This window comes from Nitrosopumilus sp. b1 (assembly GCF_014078545.1).
Lineage (GTDB): Archaea > Thermoproteota > Nitrososphaeria > Nitrososphaerales > Nitrosopumilaceae > PXYB01.
This window is the reverse complement of record NZ_MU078723.1, coordinates 234,277-253,089: the sequence shown is the minus strand read 5'-3', so window position 1 is coordinate 253,089 and position 18,813 is coordinate 234,277. Positions and strand designations below refer to the sequence as shown.

21 protein-coding genes are annotated in these 18,813 nt (G+C 36.4%); 12 read left to right on the top strand and 9 right to left on the bottom strand.

Features of this window, described 5'->3' with window-relative positions; all coding sequences use genetic code 11:
* Positions 1-54: 54 nt before the first annotated feature.
* The 8 genes from C6988_RS07355 (at position 55) to C6988_RS07320 (ending at position 7,546) form a co-directional block, all read left to right on the top strand.
* Positions 55-750 (top strand): phosphoglycolate phosphatase, encoded by a 696-nt coding sequence (locus C6988_RS07355; RefSeq protein WP_182134404.1) that lies wholly within the window; start codon positions 55-57, stop codon positions 748-750.
* Positions 751-752: 2 nt separating this feature from the next.
* On the top strand, positions 753-2,639 hold the full coding sequence (gene argS / locus C6988_RS07350) for an arginine--tRNA ligase (protein WP_182134403.1): 1,887 nt from the start codon (positions 753-755) through the stop codon (positions 2,637-2,639).
* Positions 2,640-2,870: 231 nt separating this feature from the next.
* Positions 2,871-3,254 carry a response regulator gene (locus C6988_RS07345; RefSeq protein WP_182134402.1) on the top strand — a complete coding sequence of 128 codons (384 nt, stop codon included), beginning with the start codon at positions 2,871-2,873 and terminating at the stop codon, positions 3,252-3,254.
* Positions 3,255-3,297: 43 nt separating this feature from the next.
* Positions 3,298-3,810 carry a response regulator gene (locus tag C6988_RS07340; RefSeq protein WP_182134401.1) on the top strand — a complete coding sequence of 171 codons (513 nt, stop codon included), beginning with the start codon at positions 3,298-3,300 and terminating at the stop codon, positions 3,808-3,810.
* A gap of 43 nt (positions 3,811-3,853) precedes the next feature.
* The gene (locus C6988_RS07335) at positions 3,854-4,657 is read left to right on the top strand and encodes a tRNA (adenine-N1)-methyltransferase (protein WP_182134400.1); all 804 of its coding nucleotides are present in this window, start codon (positions 3,854-3,856) and stop codon (positions 4,655-4,657) included.
* An 84-nt stretch (positions 4,658-4,741) separates the two neighbouring features.
* Positions 4,742-5,281: a hypothetical protein gene (locus C6988_RS07330; protein WP_182134399.1), complete on the top strand. Its 540-nt coding sequence runs from the start codon at positions 4,742-4,744 to the stop codon at positions 5,279-5,281.
* Positions 5,282-5,321: 40 nt separating this feature from the next.
* Positions 5,322-6,185: an NAD(P)H-hydrate dehydratase gene (locus C6988_RS07325; RefSeq protein WP_182134398.1), complete on the top strand. Its 864-nt coding sequence runs from the start codon at positions 5,322-5,324 to the stop codon at positions 6,183-6,185.
* A gap of 5 nt (positions 6,186-6,190) precedes the next feature.
* Positions 6,191-7,546 (top strand): M20/M25/M40 family metallo-hydrolase, encoded by a 1,356-nt coding sequence (locus C6988_RS07320; protein WP_182134397.1) that lies wholly within the window; start codon positions 6,191-6,193, stop codon positions 7,544-7,546.
* On the opposite strand, the gene C6988_RS07315 is transcribed toward C6988_RS07320, so the two are convergent.
* Positions 7,543-7,959 (bottom strand): DoxX family protein, encoded by a 417-nt coding sequence (locus tag C6988_RS07315; protein ID WP_182134396.1) that lies wholly within the window; start codon positions 7,957-7,959, stop codon positions 7,543-7,545. The two genes, C6988_RS07320 and C6988_RS07315, sit on opposite strands and share 4 nt — an antisense overlap.
* 105 nt (positions 7,960-8,064) lie before the next feature.
* Between C6988_RS07315 and C6988_RS07310 the strand changes: the two genes are divergently transcribed.
* Positions 8,065-8,664: an Ntn hydrolase family protein gene (locus C6988_RS07310; protein ID WP_255464379.1), complete on the top strand. Its 600-nt coding sequence runs from the start codon at positions 8,065-8,067 to the stop codon at positions 8,662-8,664.
* On the opposite strand, the gene C6988_RS07305 is transcribed toward C6988_RS07310, so the two are convergent.
* Genes C6988_RS07305 through C6988_RS07285 form a run of 5 tightly spaced genes read right to left on the bottom strand, consistent with a single transcriptional unit; the run spans position 8,661 to position 12,546 of the window.
* Positions 8,661-9,140: a PUA domain-containing protein gene (locus C6988_RS07305; protein ID WP_182134395.1), complete on the bottom strand. Its 480-nt coding sequence runs from the start codon at positions 9,138-9,140 to the stop codon at positions 8,661-8,663. The genes C6988_RS07310 and C6988_RS07305 overlap by 4 nt on opposite strands.
* Positions 9,137-10,147 (bottom strand): homoserine dehydrogenase, encoded by a 1,011-nt coding sequence (locus C6988_RS07300; RefSeq protein WP_182134394.1) that lies wholly within the window; start codon positions 10,145-10,147, stop codon positions 9,137-9,139. Before C6988_RS07300 ends, C6988_RS07305 begins: the two co-directional genes overlap by 4 nt.
* Before the next feature lie 55 nt (positions 10,148-10,202).
* On the bottom strand, positions 10,203-10,595 hold the full coding sequence (msrB, locus tag C6988_RS07295; RefSeq protein ID WP_182134393.1) for a peptide-methionine (R)-S-oxide reductase MsrB: 393 nt from the start codon (positions 10,593-10,595) through the stop codon (positions 10,203-10,205).
* Positions 10,596-10,616: 21 nt separating this feature from the next.
* On the bottom strand, positions 10,617-12,233 hold the full coding sequence (locus tag C6988_RS07290) for an FAD-dependent thymidylate synthase (protein WP_182134392.1): 1,617 nt from the start codon (positions 12,231-12,233) through the stop codon (positions 10,617-10,619).
* Between the two features lie 31 nt (positions 12,234-12,264).
* Complete coding sequence (locus tag C6988_RS07285; protein WP_182134391.1) at positions 12,265-12,546, bottom strand: hypothetical protein; 282 nt, start codon at positions 12,544-12,546, stop codon at positions 12,265-12,267.
* A 125-nt stretch (positions 12,547-12,671) separates the two neighbouring features.
* Here C6988_RS07285 and C6988_RS07280 point away from each other — a divergent pair, with 125 nt between their 5' ends.
* The 3 genes from C6988_RS07280 to C6988_RS07270 all read left to right on the top strand — a co-directional run bounded on the left by C6988_RS07280 (position 12,672) and on the right by C6988_RS07270 (position 15,878).
* A complete protein-coding gene (locus C6988_RS07280) occupies positions 12,672-13,514 on the top strand; it encodes a CdvA-like protein (RefSeq protein ID WP_182134390.1) in 843 nt (280 codons plus the stop codon).
* 56 nt (positions 13,515-13,570) lie between these two features.
* The gene (gene acs / locus C6988_RS07275) at positions 13,571-15,484 is read left to right on the top strand and encodes an acetate--CoA ligase (protein ID WP_182134389.1); all 1,914 of its coding nucleotides are present in this window, start codon (positions 13,571-13,573) and stop codon (positions 15,482-15,484) included.
* 79 nt (positions 15,485-15,563) lie between these two features.
* Complete coding sequence (locus C6988_RS07270) at positions 15,564-15,878, top strand: hypothetical protein (protein WP_182134660.1); 315 nt, start codon at positions 15,564-15,566, stop codon at positions 15,876-15,878.
* On the opposite strand, the gene C6988_RS07265 is transcribed toward C6988_RS07270, so the two are convergent.
* The 3 genes from C6988_RS07265 to C6988_RS07255 all read right to left on the bottom strand — a co-directional run bounded on the left by C6988_RS07265 (position 15,873) and on the right by C6988_RS07255 (position 18,813).
* Positions 15,873-16,118, bottom strand: coding sequence for a hypothetical protein (locus C6988_RS07265; RefSeq protein ID WP_182134388.1), 246 nt, complete (start codon positions 16,116-16,118; stop codon positions 15,873-15,875). The genes C6988_RS07270 and C6988_RS07265 overlap by 6 nt on opposite strands.
* Before the next feature lie 33 nt (positions 16,119-16,151).
* Positions 16,152-17,300: a glycosyltransferase gene (locus C6988_RS07260; RefSeq protein WP_182134387.1), complete on the bottom strand. Its 1,149-nt coding sequence runs from the start codon at positions 17,298-17,300 to the stop codon at positions 16,152-16,154.
* A gap of 112 nt (positions 17,301-17,412) precedes the next feature.
* The gene (locus tag C6988_RS07255) at positions 17,413-18,813 is read right to left on the bottom strand and encodes an NAD-dependent succinate-semialdehyde dehydrogenase (RefSeq protein ID WP_182134386.1); all 1,401 of its coding nucleotides are present in this window, start codon (positions 18,811-18,813) and stop codon (positions 17,413-17,415) included.

The following is an 18,813-nucleotide window of genomic DNA, read 5'->3' as shown; positions in this document are numbered from 1 at the left end:
TTTTGAATATTTCTTTACGTAGCAAATATTATCTTCTTTAATTTTAGTCATCCTATGACTCGCAAAACTTTTGCAGTAGATATTGACGGAACTATTACTGAAAATGGAGGGGGAATAATCCATTTGGAGGCACTAAGTGCACTAAGGCACCTAAAGAATCAAGGGCATAATGTGATCTTTGTATCTGGTCGTTCCTCCGTAGAAGCATATCTTTTATCAGTATTTGGTGGAACGACTAACATTGCTGTAGGAGAAAATGGAGGTTGCATCACGACTGGCTCAAATAAGCACATATTGTTAGGTGACATCAAAATATGCAAAGATGCATTGTCATTAATTCAGTCAAAAATTGAAAATGTAGTTGAAAAACCAGTTTTTCCACGATTAACTGAAGTAGTACTTCAAAGAACATTTGATATAGAATCTGCTAAAAAAATTCTTGCAGAAAATAACTTTGATGTGATATTATCAGACAGCCAATATGCATTTCATATTAATTCGCATGGGATAAACAAGGCTACGGGATTTGAGAGGATTATGAAAGATTTGGACATAAAACCTAATGATGTAATTGCAATTGGCGATAGCGAAACCGATATACCGCTATTTGATCTTGCACACACTAGTATAGCATTGGGAAATTCTTCTGAACTTGTTAAATCAAAAGCGTCAATAATAGTGTCTGGAAAATCCGGAGATGGTGTCATTGAGGCATTGGATAAACTAGCGCCAACATTTACGGAGTCTTGATATTGTCTATGAGAAAAATCCTTGAAGAAATTGAATCCACTCTTGGAGTAATAATAAAAAAACTTGGATTTCCAAATGTTTCATTTAGTGTGGAGCCTGCAAAGCCAGGCTTTGGAGATATCTCATCCAATGTATCCTTCTTGCTAGCAAAGGAGTTGAAAAGAAAACCATTTGAAATATCTCAGACTATTTCTCAAGAATACAATAATTCCCCTGGAAATTATGTATCAAAAGTTGAACCTCATCCATCTGGTTTTGTTAATTTTTTAATAAAACCAGAACAACTTTGTAAACTAGTTTTAAAAAATTCAACCACTTCTGATTATGGGCATATTGACATCGGAAAGAAGCAACGGATAGTTGTTGAACATACGAGTGTCAATCCAAACAAAGCACTCCACATTGGACATGTTAGAAATATAATCATAGGAGATTGTGTTTCTAGGATTCTCAAAAAAGCAAATTATTCTGTAAGCGTTCTTAATTATGTTGATGATTCTGGACTACAGGTTGCAGACATTGTACTTGGGTTTACCAAATTAGGATTTCCAATTGAACCTCCGTCTGGGCAGAAATTTGACCATTATTGTGGGGATGAAGTATATGTAAAAACTACAGAAAAATACCAAAATGATCCAAAGCTAGAGGAAGAGAGAAAAAACATACTAAAAGAGATTGAAGAGGGTGTATCTGATACTGCTAGCTTTGCTGATTCTGTGACAAAAAAAGTTCTCGCATGTCAACTTGAAACATGTTGGAATATGGATGTATACTATGATTGTCTAAACTTTGAATCACAAATAATTCGTTCAGGTTTATGGAAAAAAATATTTGAAAAATTACAAGAATTAAAACTAATTGAATATGAAAACGATGGAAAAAACAAAGATTGTTGGGTAATCCGTGGTGATGGTAAAGAAGAAGACAAAGTAATAGTACGAAGTAATGGCACTGCCACATACATTGCAAAAGATATTCCTTATGCAGCATGGAAATTGGGTTTGCTTGATGATCCATTTTACTATGAGAAATATCCTGTACCACAAACAAATGATAGAGTCTTGTGGCAAACTACTCTTTCCAAAAATAATAATCAAAAACAGAGCTTTGCTGGAGATAAAGTAATTACAGTAATTGATTCACGGCAATCCAGATTACAAAATATCATCACTTCACTAATGTCACAATTCAAATCAAATCCTGATGCATATGTTCATCTGGGTTATGAATCGGTGACATTAAGCTCTGATACTGCAAAAATCTTGGGAATTGATACTCAAGGAAAACAAACACAGATGTCAGGCCGAAAGGGTCTGTATGTTAGTGCTGATTCTGTATTGGAATTACTCCAAGGCAAAACATTTGAAGAAACAAAAAAGCGAAATCCTGATCTTGATGAGAAAAAACTCGATGAAATATCTAAAAGCGTTGCCATCGGAACTCTGCGATATGAGATGATTAAACAGGATCTTGATAAAATCATAACTTTTGATCTCACAAAATCCCTTAGTCTTGAAGGTGATACTGCACCATACATCCAGTATGCAAATGCTCGCGCTGTTAGAATTTTAGAAAAGTCCGGCATGAAACCTGATTTTGATGTCTCTTTTGATGATCTTTCCAGTCCATATGAGGTTGAACTTGTAAAGAAAATTGGAATGTATGATATTCAAGTTCGTGATGCTGCCAAAAACTTTTCACCTAAGGTAATAGCTCGTTATTGCTACGACTTGGCTGTAACCTTTAATGGCTTTTATGAAAACATCAAAGTCCTTGATTCTCCCGATTCAGGAATAGTTAATCAAAGACTTTGTCTGGTTGAATCATTTAGGAACACAATATCAAACGCATTGGGTCTTTTGGGAATACCTGTTACCCAAAAAATGTAAGTGTTGAATCTGTCCAGATTGAACAAACTAGTAGATAATATTTGAAATTGGAGATTTATTTTGTTATAAAATGGTGGACACTGGCCAGTTGATGGTGCAAAGAGATTCATCTGTGAAGAGATGCTCATTTTGCAATGATTCCTTAGAACTAAAAGAAGGTGTAGCGTTTTTTGATAGAAAATGGTATCATGATTTGTGTTGGTCAAAACTTGAGACGAAGGGTGTTTCGACTTGACTAAAGTAATTGTCGTCGATGATGACCGAGACACAGTTGAAGTTTTTTGTGAATATCTTGGCATAAAGGATATTCAAGTATTGGGAAAAGGATTCAGTGGAAAAGATGCTGTCACTCTTTACAAAGAACTTAAACCTGAAGTTGTTTTACTTGATGTAATGATGCCAGATTATGATGGATTTTATGGTTTACGAAATATTCGCGAATTTGATCCTCAAGCAAAAGTGATCATGGTAACTGCAGATTTAACATCTGATACTGAAAAGAAACTACAAGAACTAAACGCATCTGCAATTCTGTACAAACCATATGAAATTGATAGTGTAGTTTCTACTATCGATAGAGTGAGCAAAGGCGAAATGTTACTAGAAACAATATAATTAGAAAAATCCTAATAACCTTGACTAATTTAGTAAAGTAATAATGAAAATTCTCATTGCTGAAGACGAACCAGACTTACTGGTTCAGTATAAGACAATTTTAGAAGATAATGGACATAATGTGATAATTGCAGAAGACGGTCAAATAGCAATTGACTTTTACAAAAAAGAGTCTAGCAAGTTGTCTTCTGATGATGAGGATCAAACCCCCTTTGATGTAGTGATTTTGGACTATCAAATGCCTGAGAAGAACGGATTGGAAGTAGCACAATACATTCTATCATCTCATCCAAATCAACGTATAATATTTGCATCAGCTTATGTCCAAGAAACTTTGGTTGATTCCATAAAGAATCTAAAACAGATAGTTGAGCTTCTGCAAAAACCATTTGGATTACAAGCTCTTGTTGATACTATTGAGGATAAAGAAATCTACGATGAGCTTGCAAAGCTTAACGTTGATGTGAAAAACCTAAAGGACCTAAATCCAACTCATGCTCAAATTCGTGATTATCTGACTGCCTTACAAAAACTCCAGAAGGGTAGAACGTTTTAGCACAATCAGTAGGTTCTTATCTAAAAAATAGTGGCAAAAAAATATGAAGATTAAACAAAAGTCTTTGGTTTTGTTTTACTATAATCCCTCCAAAAAATGGCTGGCAAAGATTTCAAAAAATGAACAACTTCATACCCACATTGGAGTCATAAAGCATGCAGATGCAATTGGTAAAGAATACGGTGAGCGACTAGTCACAAACAAAGACAAGTACGTGTACCTTCTTGAGCCTACCACGCATGATCTTATTATGAAATTTCAGCATGGTACACAAATCGTGTATCCCAAGGACCTAGGATACATTGCCGCTCGTTCAGGTCTAAAAGATGGGCAAAAGGTAATTGAGATTGGAACTGGAAGTGGTGCACTCACCACATATGCTGCAAGTATAGTAAAGCCACGTGGACATGTCTATACCTATGATGTAGATGAGTCATTCATGAAAATTGCAGAGAAAAACATCACAAAGGCTGGCATGTCAAAGTATGTTACTATGAATAAACTAGATTTGAAGGTAGCCAAAAAAGTTCCTGTCATTGATGCTGACCTTGCACTAGTTGACCTTGGAGACCCTTGGACCGTTATCCCGCAAGTAAGAAAGATGCTAAAGGGAAGTGGCGCTGTATTTTGCATCTGTCCAACCATGAATCAACTTGAAAAGCTTACAATGTCATTAGTAGAAAACGAATTTACAGATATTGAATCAAGTGAACATATTTTGCGTACAATTGATGCACGCGAAGGAAAAACAAGGCATTCATTCCAAGGGATTGGTCACACAACATACCTATGTTATGCAAGAAAGGCATTTTTTGACAGAAAGGCACGAAAGACTAGCAAAAAGTAATCTTTCCTAGACTTACATCATGTCTGTACGATTCAGACAAACTAATCCTAATAGAATTTTATAGGTATTCTAAATTAATCCGAATTGTCTGAACAAAAAGATTCTCGTATTGGTTCTTCAGGTTTATTGACTCAGATTGATCGTAAGATAAAATCACTTGCAAAAACAAAGGAAGAATTAGACAAGAAATCACAACAAATTCCAAGACCAAGCTTGATAACCGCTCGTGATCTGGAAAGAATTGATTTCTCTGATGAATTATCTAAAATAAAAGAAGTTCAAAGAGAGCGACTCTTAGAGGATATGTCTCAAATTCTCAATGACAAGATTAAGGAGTTGGAACAAAAAGAAAATGCGGAATTAGAAAAAGAAAAGGTCTTGGAAAATCTAACTAATGCTTTAAATGAAAAAGTTTTCCAACTTGAAATCTCTAATCGACTCGTTTTGGAGCAAAAAAAACGCTCAGATGAATTAAACTTACAATTACAAGAAACCATAAAAAAACTCAATGATGCTGAAAAAGAGCTCAAAATCGAAAGAGATTGGTTAGCAGACCAAGTTGAAAAGAAATCCCTTGAGGTATTAACAACCATTGATCAATTAATCAAGGCTGAAAACAAGTAAAAAACAAGATTTATTCGTACACTGTATATTCCAAATACTATTGGTCTCAAAAAACATCCAGGCAGCTGCTGTAAAAAAATTCATCCCTGCTAGAAATTCTAACTCTAGGAAAGGCGATAATGGAACAGTACTAGTCGTTGGGGGAAGTTACATCTATCATGGTGCACCAATTCTGTCTTCACTTGCTGCATTACGTTGTGGAACTGATCTAGTTTACACTGCAATTCCAAAAGTAAATGTTCAATCTACCAGAGCAATATCTCCAAATCTCATTGTTATACCACTAGTTGATCAAAAATTAACTCGTGGTGCAGTAAGAAAACTACTTGGTCAAATTCCAAAAAGTTTGGATTCTGCTACAATTGGAATGGGCTTATCTGTTCAAGACAATGAGGCACTCAAAATTTTAGTAAAGTCCCTTATCGACTCAGATGTGAGATTATCCCTTGATGCCAGTGCTTTAGTTAGTGATGTTCTTCCATTAATTTCAAATACAAATTCCGTAGTGACTCCACATGTAGGTGAATTCAAACGACTCTTTGGAGATTCTCCCCCATCTAATCTAAAACAAAGAATAAGCATGGTGGAAAAATTTGCAAAGGAATTTTCAGTAACCATTCTTCTAAAGGGCTCTACTGATGTCATTTCTGATGGCAAGAACACATACCTAAATCCAAAAAAGACTCCTGCAATGACAGTTGGCGGAACCGGTGATGTATTATCTGGATTAGTAGCAGGAATGCTATCAAAGAACAGAAATTCACTAGAGTCTGCAGTTGCAGCCACCTACATCAATGGGCAGGCAGGAAAGATTGTTCAACGAAAAGTTGGACTACACATGACATCAATGGACCTAATTGATGTATTGCCTCAAGCAATGAAACCATTTGATCGAATAAAGTGAAGAACATGAAACCAATTTTACAACAAGTTGATTCTGGAATGAATTCATTGATATCTGATTTACAGAAACTAATTCGCCAACCAAGTGTTTCTGCAAAAAATGAAGGAATAGAAGAATGTGCAAAATTATGCAAAAAAATACTTGAAAAACATGGGATAAAATCAGAGTTATTACGTCTTGGAAAGGGAGTGGCACCAATTGTGTTTGGAGAAATTAAATCCAAAAAAAATCCAAAAAAAACACTACTGTTTTACAATCATTATGATGTCCAACCTGCAGAGCCCTTTGATTTGTGGGAACATCCTCCATTTAGTGGTAAAAAAATAGGCAACAAAATTTTTGGTCGTGGCTCGTCTGATGATAAAGGCGAATTAATCACCAGAATTAAGGCAGTTGATGCATTTTTAAAAAAAACTGGTGATGTACCTTGTAATATTAAATTCCTCATTGAAGGTGAGGAAGAAACTGGAAGTGCAAACATTGATGCATATCTAAAAAAATTCAAAAAGAAATTTGCCTGTGATGGTGTAATCTGGGAATTTGGTTATGTTGACTCTAAAGATAGGCCAATTGTTGGACTCGGCATGAAAGGACTCTTGTATGTAGAACTTTCAGTTAAGGAATCCATTAGAGATGCTCATTCTAGCTTGGCTGTTTTAATAAAAAACCCTGCTTGGAGATTGATTGAAGCAGTACACTCTTTGCGTGACTCTAATGGAAAAATTCTCATCAAAGATTGGTACAAAGAGGCTGAACCACTATCAAAGAATGACATCAAACTGATTAATTCTGAACCTTTTGATGAAAATTCCTTTAAGAAGGAATTTGGAATAAAGTCATTTCTAGGAAACAAGTCTGGGCTTGAAGCAAAAAAGGCTCTTGTTGGTGATCCTACCTGTAATGTGGCGGGATTCATATCTGGCTATACTGGAAATGGTGCAAAAACTGTACTGCCAGGTGAGGCAATGGTAAAGATTGATTTTCGACTTGTTCCAAAGATGAATCCGAAAAAACAAATTCAACGATTAAAATCTCACTTGAAAGCAATAGGATTCTCAGACATTTCTGTTAAAGTATATCATGGTGAGGCAGCTGCACGTACTAGTCCATCAGATCCTTTTGTCAGTCAAGTGATTGATGCAGCAAACAAATCTTATGGCAAATCTATACTGAATGTATCAAATGCTGGAACGGGACCCATGTACTCTTTTGTAAATGTGTTAAAGGCACCCTGCATATCTATCGGAAGTACTTACATGTTTGCAAGAATTCATTCACCAAATGAATTTACAAGAATTGATTTGTTAAAAAAGACTACCAAATGCATTTGTCACATAATGGAAAATTTTGGAAAAAATTAATGGATTGGTCTTGGAATTTTTTTGATAATGTTTGCTAGTGAGACTCTTCCCGGTCCTGCTACAATAATTACAAGACAAGATGCTAGTAAGATTAGATCAATCTCAAATCCGCCGTCTCCAGTTAAGCTCTTTGCTCCTTTGACGTGAAATATTGCACCCATCATGATAATTGATAGCATACCTGCAGAAATTCTCGATAGCACTCCAATAATCAATAGTATTCCTGGAACCACTTCAGCTAGTGCAATTGGAATTTGCATCTCTGCTGGCAATCCCATGTTTCCTAAGAATCCGGCAAAACCCGGATTGAATTTCATCATTCCATGAGCGATGAAGATCACCCCAATTGCAGATCTTAGGCCCATGAAGGCAATATCTGCAAGCTTGTTTTCACGAAATGCTGCGTCTGTCATTAGTCTGCTAACGATTTAACAATCTATAAACCATTACTGCTATTTTTTTGGAAAATCTGAAAAAATGTAGAAAACCCTTTATTATGCTCCAAAATCACTTGTTTCATGTCATACATGTACATGCCAGGCGCTACTGCCGTTGGAATTACTTATGATTCTGGTGTTGTTTTTGCTAGCGAGAGAAGGATCGCTTATGGTAACTTTCTAGTCAGCAAAACTACAAAGAAGACATTCCAAATTACTCCCAAAGTCGGAGCAGCATGTGCAGGACTGGTTGCTGATATGCAAATTTTATCATTACAGATATCTGCCTTGGCAAAGATTCGCAAGATGGAACTAAAACGAGATGTTCCACCAAACTCTATTGCAAAGATGATGTCAAATATGATGTATGAGAGAAGATTCTTTCCATTATTGACACAAGTAATCGTTGGCGGTGTTGTGGACAAACCAATCATCTATACTCTTGACCCCTTGGGTTCGGTTTTGCCAGATGAATATGCCGCAGTTGGTACTGGTGCAGAGATGGCACTTGGTGTTTTGGATCCACAATTTAAGGAAAACATGTCCGAGCAAGAAGCAGTTGATCTAGCTGTAAAAGCAGTTCGTTCTGCTACAATGCGTGATTCATTTAGCGGTGATGGAATTGATGTCTTGGTAATTAACGCAGAAGGCTCAAAAGAGATTCAACATACAGCAAACTAGTTTTTTATCGCAGTTTTTCCAATTTCCCAGTACTTGTCAGAGATGTAATGGATATTTTTTACAACTTCTCCCTTCTTCATTGATTCCATTTCTGAGCTGTCTATCAGAGCTTTTCCTACTGCAAGAAACTTGTGTTGTGATTCTTCTATGACGCAAACAATTCTGTCTTTTTGAAATTCACTGTAACTTCTAATCCCTGGCCGCATGACATTTGCTCCATTACACATGAACTTGACTGCCCCCATATCGACCATCACATGTGGGAATTTTTCTAAAATTGACGTCTCTGACAGGAATGGGAGATACTCATTGCCTATCTTTAGTGCTACAAATCCTTCACCTGAAATTAATTGGGCATCATCCTGAATTTCATAAACTCGAAGGTTTTTTGATTTTGGAATGTCTATGTCCCATTTCTCTCGGATATCTGTCAGGATATCATTTGTTTCACTTTTTGATACTAGATTTGACTTCAAGCCCTTACAATCTCTTTTCTAATATCTATCAAGTCCCTTAGGATAGAACTGGCAGTCTCGATTCCTCCTGCTCCTTTTCCAATGATTGTCTGTGTTCCCGAATGCTCAGAGGTAAATGCAATTGCGTTTAGAGTTCCATTTACGCACAAAGGATCATCTGTAGATATCTCAACTGGGGCTACTTTCAAATCATTATCGCATGATGCAATCAATTTTACCGCACAGTTATTTTTCTCTGCATTTTTGATATCTTGCGTTGTCACGTTTCGTATTCCTGTTCTATTTACATCTGGTAACGTTACCTTCATTCCCATAATCCAATTTGCCAGTATCACAAGTTTTGCTGCAGCATCTAATCCATCCAAATCCAAGGACTCATCTGCTTCTACGTAACCCTTTGATTTTGCATCCTTTAGTGCTGTATCAAATGACATCCCATTTGCCATGTTTGTCAAAATGTAATTTGTAGTTCCGTTTAAGATTCCTGCAAATGATGTTATTCTTTCACCCCTGAGACTATTTTTTGCATAATCTAGAATTGGTGTGCCCCCACCTACTGTTCCACTAAACTTTAGAGATACTTGATTAAATGTTGCAAGCTCTAAGAGTGAAGGAAAAGCAAGTGCTAAAGGTCCTTTATTGACAGATATTACGTGCATCTTATGTTTCATTGCAGAAATTATGTGTGACATGCCAGGTTCTGCATCTTTGTAATTACTTGCAGTGGTTTCAATCATTACATCTGCATCTAAGCTAGAGATTAGATCCAATCCTGAAAGATTATTTTTTGTTTTACCATAATTTTTTACTGTTCCAAATTTCTTTTTTGTTTCGACAAGCTTACTCAAATTTAATCCTGCAGAATCCACCGCACTTCCTTTACTATCAAATACTCCAACAATTCTTGGTTTTAATCCATATTTTGCGTAAAGATCATCTGCACGTGATTCAAATAATTTTGCTAAACTCTGCCCAACTACTCCAAATCCACACAAAATTATTCGCATTATGTCACAAAATTATATCGCATTAATTAAGATTAACAACGCATCATTGTTCTGATTAATCTTTTTTCTCTAAATCCAAGGATGCAGAGTTGATACAATATCGAAGATTTGTTGGATTTGGACCATCATCAAATACATGTCCTAAATGAGCCCCACATTTCTTACAATTTACTTCAGTACGTACCATTCCATAAGATGTATCAGAAATATACTCGATATTCTCATCAGATACTGGTTTCCAAAAACTTGGCCATCCTGTTCCGGAATCAAATTTGGTATCAGAATCAAATAATTTTTCCCCGCAGCAAATGCACCTGTACATTCCTTTGTCTTTACAATCAAAATATTTGCCAGTAAATGGTGGCTCTGTTCCTTTGTTAACACAGACATCATATTGTTCTGGTGATAGTTTTTCTTTGAGCTCTTTTGGTGGGATCTTTACAGTCATGTTTGTAAATTATTAATAATTTTATTTAATGTTTTTTCGTTTTTCTTCTGTCCTTTTTTCTGATTCGAATCTTTCTAACTCGTATTCATTCATGTCTGCAAATTTAATTATCTTTGCAAGTGTTGGATGAGCTTTGTTAATTTGCTTGAACATGTCTTGAGCTACCTTTCTATAATCTACATGTCCTTGCGGAACAGTTCTTAGTTCTATTAGATGAGCTGCCTCTCTGAGATTTAATCTCATAAAGTATGGATAATTGTATGCAAAATTTACCACGTACTGAGCTTGTTCTGGATACTTTGTTCTGATTTTATTAAAAACATTTTTTGTTTTATCCATGCATTCTTTGTATTCCTTTTCCATATTTAGAATTGAAATCTCTTTTGGGGTAACATATCCGTGATCTGTGGTCAAGAGTTGTCTTTCAAGAGTTAATGCACGATGCCTGTGAAAATCTCTGAACATTCCAAAATTGTTTATCAGATCAAACGTATAGTTCGTCATCTCAAATGCTCTAGATGGTCTATGACGCCTATTTTTTCTTAATTTTGCTAAAGATTCTATGATCTTTTTCTTTTTTGTGACGGGTATCTTCTTTACTGCATCAAGTATTATTTTGTAAGTCAAACTTGGTGATTGTTCGTATAATGATGCAGAGATGATTTTATTCATTGCACTAGTCTCTGATTCATACTCTACAAGTTTTGTAATTGATTTTGTTGAGATATTTTTTTGAGATAATTCCTTTGCATTTTTCTTTGCTAATTTCTTAATATCATTTAGGTAATCTTGCAGTGCCTTACCATACTTGTCATTTGAGCGTCTGACAAATGATTTGATTGTAGTATCCAATTCTACCTTGATTTTTGAGGCTAAATCTTGCTCTTCTTTGAGATTTGAGCTGTAAAGAATTGTCAATAGATATTCAAATGCTCTTCCATTTCCAGTAATTCCAACATTTGTTAGCGTTGATGCTGGCAGCAATCCTCTAAGTATGTCAAGTGCTTTAGCTTTTGTGGAGCCATTGTAAATCATATTTGCAGATTTTATATCCTGTTCGTTTTTTAATTTTGAAAATAATTTTTCTTTTCCATCATTGGAATCTTTGAATGTGTATTTCTCAATTGGAAATTTTTCTCTAACGTATTTTATCATTGGCTCAATACTTTTGGAATACACATCAAAAGAAAAATTACATGCATCAATGTAATCGTCAGCAAATTTTGTTTTCATTAAATCTGGATCTCGATAAAATCTGTATTCTCCATTTACTTTTTTGTTCCATGTTACATATCGTGAAGATTTTTCCAAGTATGATAGACCAATTCTTCTATCTTCAATTTTTTTAACTGCAATATTTGATAGACCTTCAATTGCAATCTGTGCCTCACCAAGCTCTGCAACTGAATCGTCTCCGTACTCAATTAGCACTCTATTGTAAAATTCCTCTCCCCTGTTTTCATTTTTTAAAAACTCATCAAGAAAGACGCGTCGCATGTTTTTGTCAGTTCTACTATACCTTGACATTAGTGCACCGCGATCAACTTGTCTTGGAGTGATTATTGCAAAAACAGAATCGTCCGTGTTTGAAAAATGATCAGCTAGGATCTTTTTTTCTTTATCAGAAAACTCAGACAATACGACTTGAGAGTAATCTAATTATTAATTTCTATTTCTTTCCTATCTGGATCAGATCTGGTGCTTTTGTGCTTTGCATTCCTTTTGATTGCCATCTAAGTAATACTTCTTTGAATGCATTTGCATCCTCTTCACTTTCAGTATACATTAGCATAGTTACCCATCTCCCTTTACCAGCTTTTCCGCCAACTGAGTTCATCCAAAACTTGCTTGGCAATGTCTGCATAGCTTTGTTGTCTGCATCCTTGGAAATCTCTTTCCACCGATTTGCAACAAAATCCAGAATCTGGACTAGTTCATTTCTATCTATCATGGTTCATCTAAAACATCGAGGATTTTAATATCTTCCAGAAATTTTGATTTAGTTAAATTATTCTTACTAAAACTGGAAACCTTACTAACACAGTCTTGGTTATATGTACAACTAGAGTTTTGCGCATGAGCAATGACGATATCGAGATAATCGGTAAACAAGTCAAGGACATGTACGGTACCTCCATGGGAAAGGTAATCGGAACAATAACTGACATTGACGGAAGCATTCAAACAGTTGGCGTAGACTGTGGTTCACAAGGGCTCCAGCAAATTCCTTTTGAACAATTGGTTGCACAAGGCAATGTAGTTATTTTCATACCAAAATGGAGACTCGATTCACAAAGACTATTGCGCGAAAAAGGTCTAACCCTGCGTCGCCTCAAAGCTCTGATGGAAATTGTTTCACAAAACGATGAAATGAAGGATGATGCCGAAGTCATTCATGAAAAGTACAAGGCAAAACTTTTCACATTGGGTGAGACAGAACACGAAATCACAGCTAAACTAGAAGCAAGACTTGCAGAGTTAGATGAGCAAATGAAGGCAGTTAAGATGCTGGTCTTCGATGCTAAAGTGCAATACAAGAGCAACGAAATTTCTGAATCTGTGTTTGAATCAGTAAAGCGCGAAACTACTGATCTAATCGAACACATAACTCATGAGAACGCAGAAATTTCAAATGTTCAAAGAAGAATCAATGATCTTGAAATGGAGGTTCAACAAACACTGGAATCTCCAAAGCAACATTTGCAAGATTCAGCCGTCTCATATCTTGATGATAGCTCCAACATAGAGTCAAAGCTTCCTGAAGCACCAACACATGAACCAACAACTGCACCATCAGATACACCAAAAGAAGCTGAGCGTGCACCACAAATACCAAAACCACCCCAACAGGTGACACCAATCACATCTCAACAAAAAGCACCCCAAGACGACTGGCTTGCTAGAATGGAAGCACAATAGTTTTTTTTTAAACTATTTTTTTTAACATTTAGATAGTTTATTCTATAATCCATTTCATGGTTGAGACATTTAACATTGGTCTTGGAAATAATGACACTCAAACACGTAAACGCGCAGAATTTGACTTTTCTTCTTTTTGGGCAGAGCAGGCAAAGAAACTGGATTGGTTTGACGACTGGGATGTTACACTTGATTGGAATCCTCCGTTTGCAAAGTGGTTTGTTGGCGGAAAAATTAATGCTTCATACAATGCATTAGACGTTCATCAAAAGACCAAATCAAAAAAGACTGCAATTTTTTGGGAGGGTGAAGATGGAACTTCGAGAAATATTGCCTATGAGGAAATGTGGATCATGGTTCAAAAATTTGCAAATGCCCTCAAATCACTTGGCGTCAAAAAAGGTGATAGAGTCACAATTTACCTTCCTATGGTGCCTGAATTGCCAATTTCCATGCTTGCATGTGCAAGAATTGGGGCAACACATACTGTAGTGTTTTCTGGATTTTCTGCAACGTCTCTTGCAGACAGAATCGAGGATTCTAAATCAAAGATTGTAATTACTGCCGATGGTGGTTTTCGAAGAGGCTCTGTAGTTGAGCTAAAATCTGTAGTTGATGAGGCAATTGCAAATAATGATTCTGTGCAAAATGTCATCATTTTAGAGAGAACAAAAACTCCAATCAAAAAAAATCCTAGGGATTTACTGTGGAGTGATCTGATGAACTCCTCATCAGATGATTGCCCTGCTGAAAAACTAGACAGCACTCATCCTTTGTTTATACTATACACTTCTGGCACTACTGGAAAACCCAAGGGAGTCCTACATGGAACTGGGGGGTATCTCACTCATGTTCACTCTACATTTGGGTGGGCATTTGACATTAAAGACTCTGATGTCTTTTTTTGTACTGCAGATATTGGGTGGGTTACAGGGCACAGCTATGTTGCATATGGGCCTCTGCTACATGGTGCAACTCAAGTAATCTATGAGGGAGCACCTGATTATCCGTCTCCATCAAGAATGTGGGAGATATTGCAAAAATACAAAGTTACAATATTTTACACAACCCCAACTGCGTTGCGAATGTTTATGAAATTTGGAGATGACATTCCAAACTCCTTTGATCTTTCTTCCCTAAGACTACTTGGAACAGTGGGGGAGCCAATTAATCCTGAAGTTTGGAAGTGGTACTACAAAACTATTGGAAAGGAAAAATGTCCAATCATTGATACCTGGTGGCAAACTGAAACTGGTGGAATGCTGATCTCTCCATTGCCTGGGATAGAAACAATTCCACTAAAACCTGGTTCTGGTACGTTGCCAATTCCTGGAGTTGACATTGCAGTTGTTGATGAAGAAGGCAATGATGTAAAACCAAATACAAAAGGTTACTTGGTAATTCGTAAACCTTGGCCTGGAATGTTGCTTACTCTTTGGGGTGATGATACAAAATATCAAACAGTTTATTGGTCAAAATACAAAAACTGCTACTATCCTGGGGATTATGCGATAAAAGATGAGGATGGATATTTTTGGTTGCTTGGACGTGCAGATGATGTTCTCAAAGTTGCAGGACACAGAATTGGCACTGCTGAGCTTGAAAGCAGCATAGTTTCACATCATGATGTAGCTGAATCTGCAGTATGTGGGATTCCTGATGCAATAAAGGGTGAGGTAATCATTGCATTCGTTGTCCTAAAAGAAGGCATTTCAAAATCAGAGGATATACTGCGAAAGGAGATTGTATCTGAGATTCGAAATGGAGTGGGACCAATTGCTACTCCTGAGCAGATTTACTTTGTTTCTAAATTACCAAAAACTCGCAGTGGAAAAATCATGCGTCGATTACTAAAAGCAATAGCTAGTAAGGAAAAGATCGGCGATGTAAGTACACTTGAAGATGGAGCTGCGGTAAATGAAGTCCAATCTGCATTTGATGAACTCCAAAAATCAATTAACAAAAATTAATTTCAAAATTTCTGAGAATTTTTAGAGCTGTTCGTTCTGCACAAACATCATGTTAAACTTTTAGGGGTTACTAGAAAATATGAAAATCATTTTGGTCCTCTTTTTGGTTGCTGGAATGATTCTCATACCCGGAACCGCTTTTGGATGGAAATCCATCTCATATGAAAAACAATCCTGTTCAATAGAATGTAGTACCTCTATTCAGAGCATTGATCATGCGGCACCTATGAATTTCATTTTATTGGGAGTGTTTTCTGTGATAGGACTGGGAATATTCTATAAAATTTCTAGAACCGGCAAGTTTGATGTGTTTACTCTCAATTGCGATGAATGTGGGAGAAAGACTAATGGTCTAAAATGTCCATACTGCCAGGCAACAAACCAAAGATTATGAGAAATTTCTTATCTCAAATGCCAATTCTCTAGATTTTTCAAGAGCCTGTCTTAACTCTGAGTGAATCTTTGATAATTCATCTTCTGAAGCATCATATTTTTTCTTCATCTGGTATTTTTCTGCCAAGAATTCTACTTCTTCTATACTTCTACGTAATTCCCACTTTAGTCCCATGATTTTGTGCTTTATCCAGTCTTTGCCGTCTGTATTTGGGTTGACAAAATAATCCCCAATATCCATAAGATGTATTCTAGAATAATTTGATTTAAGTAATTAAGCCCAGACCTTTTCTCTAAAGGTCCATCTCTTATTTAGAATAAAGTTGCTAAACGCTGCAGTAATTACTGCTAATACTAGTGCAATTGGATATGATAATCCATTACTATCTACAAGATAAAACACCATACCAAGCTGAACTAGTGCACCAAATGAGCTAAACGCAACAAACTTTCCATATTGTGCTGCTGTTCTCTTTAATCCAAAGTCTCTATCTCCAAATGTCCATGCTTTGTTAAGGACAAAGTTTGATGTCATGGATAATGCAATTCCAATCATGTTTGCATGAAGATACCAAAGCTCTGATGGACCACTTGCAAATAGTAGTGATGCAATAAAGTTAACTGCAAGTCCTGATGCTCCGACTGTAAAGAATCTCGCAGCCTTTGAAAGGAATTTTACTGATGCTCTCTTTTCGTTTACTTTTTCTGGTTTTCCAAATCTGTATAACTTCCAAACATCACGAAGATAATTCAAGATTGTTAACGTACCAAGCTTGCTTGAGCCAAACTCTCTGTCAATAAACGTGTAGGGAATTTCGTGAATCTTTACTCCTCTTCGTTTAACCAAAATTTCTAAAAGCATTTTGTATCCTTTTGTGTCAAATTTTAATCCGTTTATGATATTTTTTCTAAATGCAAAGAATCCTGACATTGGATCTTGTGCATCAACCCCTAGTCCTGATTTTGCAATCTTTGTTGCAACTTTGCTCATGATCTTTCGCTTGATTGACCATCCTTGAATTCCGCCTCCTTTGGTGTATCTTGATGCAACAACTAAATCATATTGTGATTTTATTGATTCTATCATCTTTGGAATTAAACTAGGTGGATGAGAAAAGTCACTATCCATTACTACTATGGTGTCTCCCCTTGCATGCTGGATTCCGTTTAAGACCGCAGAACTCAAGCCCTCTTTTGCTTTTCTGTGAATTACGTTAATTGTATAATTTGTAAATCCTTTAATTGACTTCCAATAATCCTCGACAATTTTTCCAGTACCGTCTGGAGAATTATCATCAACTACAATTGCCTCAGTTAGAACGTTTTTTGGGATGTGCTCCCCAATAGACTTTAGAATTTGCCTAATGTTTTGCGATTCATTATATGTTGGAATAATGATTGATACTTGCGTTTCCTGAGCCATCCTATTATTCTGATGAGATTTTGAATAGAATTTAAACTGTTAATTTATCGATATGGTGCAAAAGGTTTCAATTTTCAAACAATTTGAGCACGATTTTGTATATTTTTATGATCTACTCTACAAAGTGGGTTCTTACTAGCTGGTCATAATACCTGATTGACTTCATGTTGACAAATTCTAGCATTCCGTATCTTGATAGCTCTCTTCCAAAACCGCTCTTTTTTACTCCTCCAAATGGAATTCGTGGATCAGAGACTAGTACATTGTTGACTGAGACCATTCCTGATTCCATTAATCTGGAGTACTTGTCTGCCTTTACAAGATCCTGTGTCCAAAGGCTTGCGCCTAATCCAAAGCAGGTGTCATTTGCATACTTGATTGCATTTCTTTCATCTTCTACAACTGTTATTGCTGCAACTGGTCCAAATGTTTCTTCGTATCCTACTTTCATCTCTTTTGTAACTCCTCCAACGATTGTTGGCTTGTAGAAGAATCCTTTATCTCCGATCCTTTCTCCGCCAGTCAAAATTTGTGCGTTATGTTTTCTTGCATCATCAACTTGTTCATCGATTGTTTCAAGGCCTCCTTTGTTGACTAGTGGTCCGATATCTGTGTCTTCAGATAGTGGATCTCCCACCTTTAGCTTTTCAGTATTTTTTACAAACTTTTCAATGAAACTATCTGCAACATTTTTTGCAACAAAGAATCTTTTTGATGCAACACAACTTTGCCCACAGTTTATGAAGCGTCCCTTTACTGCACCTTCGGCTGCCTTATCCACATCTGCATCACTACAAACAATGAAGGGATCACTACCTCCAAGCTCAAGAACACATTTCTTTAATCCACCAGCTGCCTTTTGGCCTACTTTGATGCCAACTTCGGTACTTCCAGTAAATGTAATTCCTGAAACATCTGAATCCAATATGTGTCCTGCAACTGAGGAATTTCCAACTGCAGTCTGAAAAACTCCTGATGGTACGCCTGCTTCAGCAAGAATGTTTTCAATTTCTATGCCGCATTGCAATGTTGCACTAGCTGGTTTTAGGACAATTGTGTTTCCTGCAGCTAGTGATGGTGCAGCAAATCTAAGAGCTTGCCAGTAAGGAAAATTCCATGGCATTATGCTGCCAATTACTCCTAATGGCTCAAATGCTATGATGCTTTTTCGTGCATCTGTGTTTAGGACTTCATCATTAAGAAAGACCTGGCCATTATCTGCGTAAAACTCCATTGCCCAAGAACATTTTATTAATTCGGAACGTGATTCTTTGATTGGCTTTCCCATCTCCTTTGTAGCAACTTCTGCCAGTTTGTTTGATTGCTTTCTTAATTCCTGAGAGACTATCTGTAAAATCTCAGTTCTTCTCTTCCAGTCTTTCTTCCATTCGCGGAAGGCATCCTTTGATTTTTTAATGATATGTGTAACTTGATCCTTTGAAATTGTTTCATATGTTGCTAGCTCCTCTCCAGTGGCTGGGTTTATCGTAGTAACGTTTGGTGCTTGACTCAT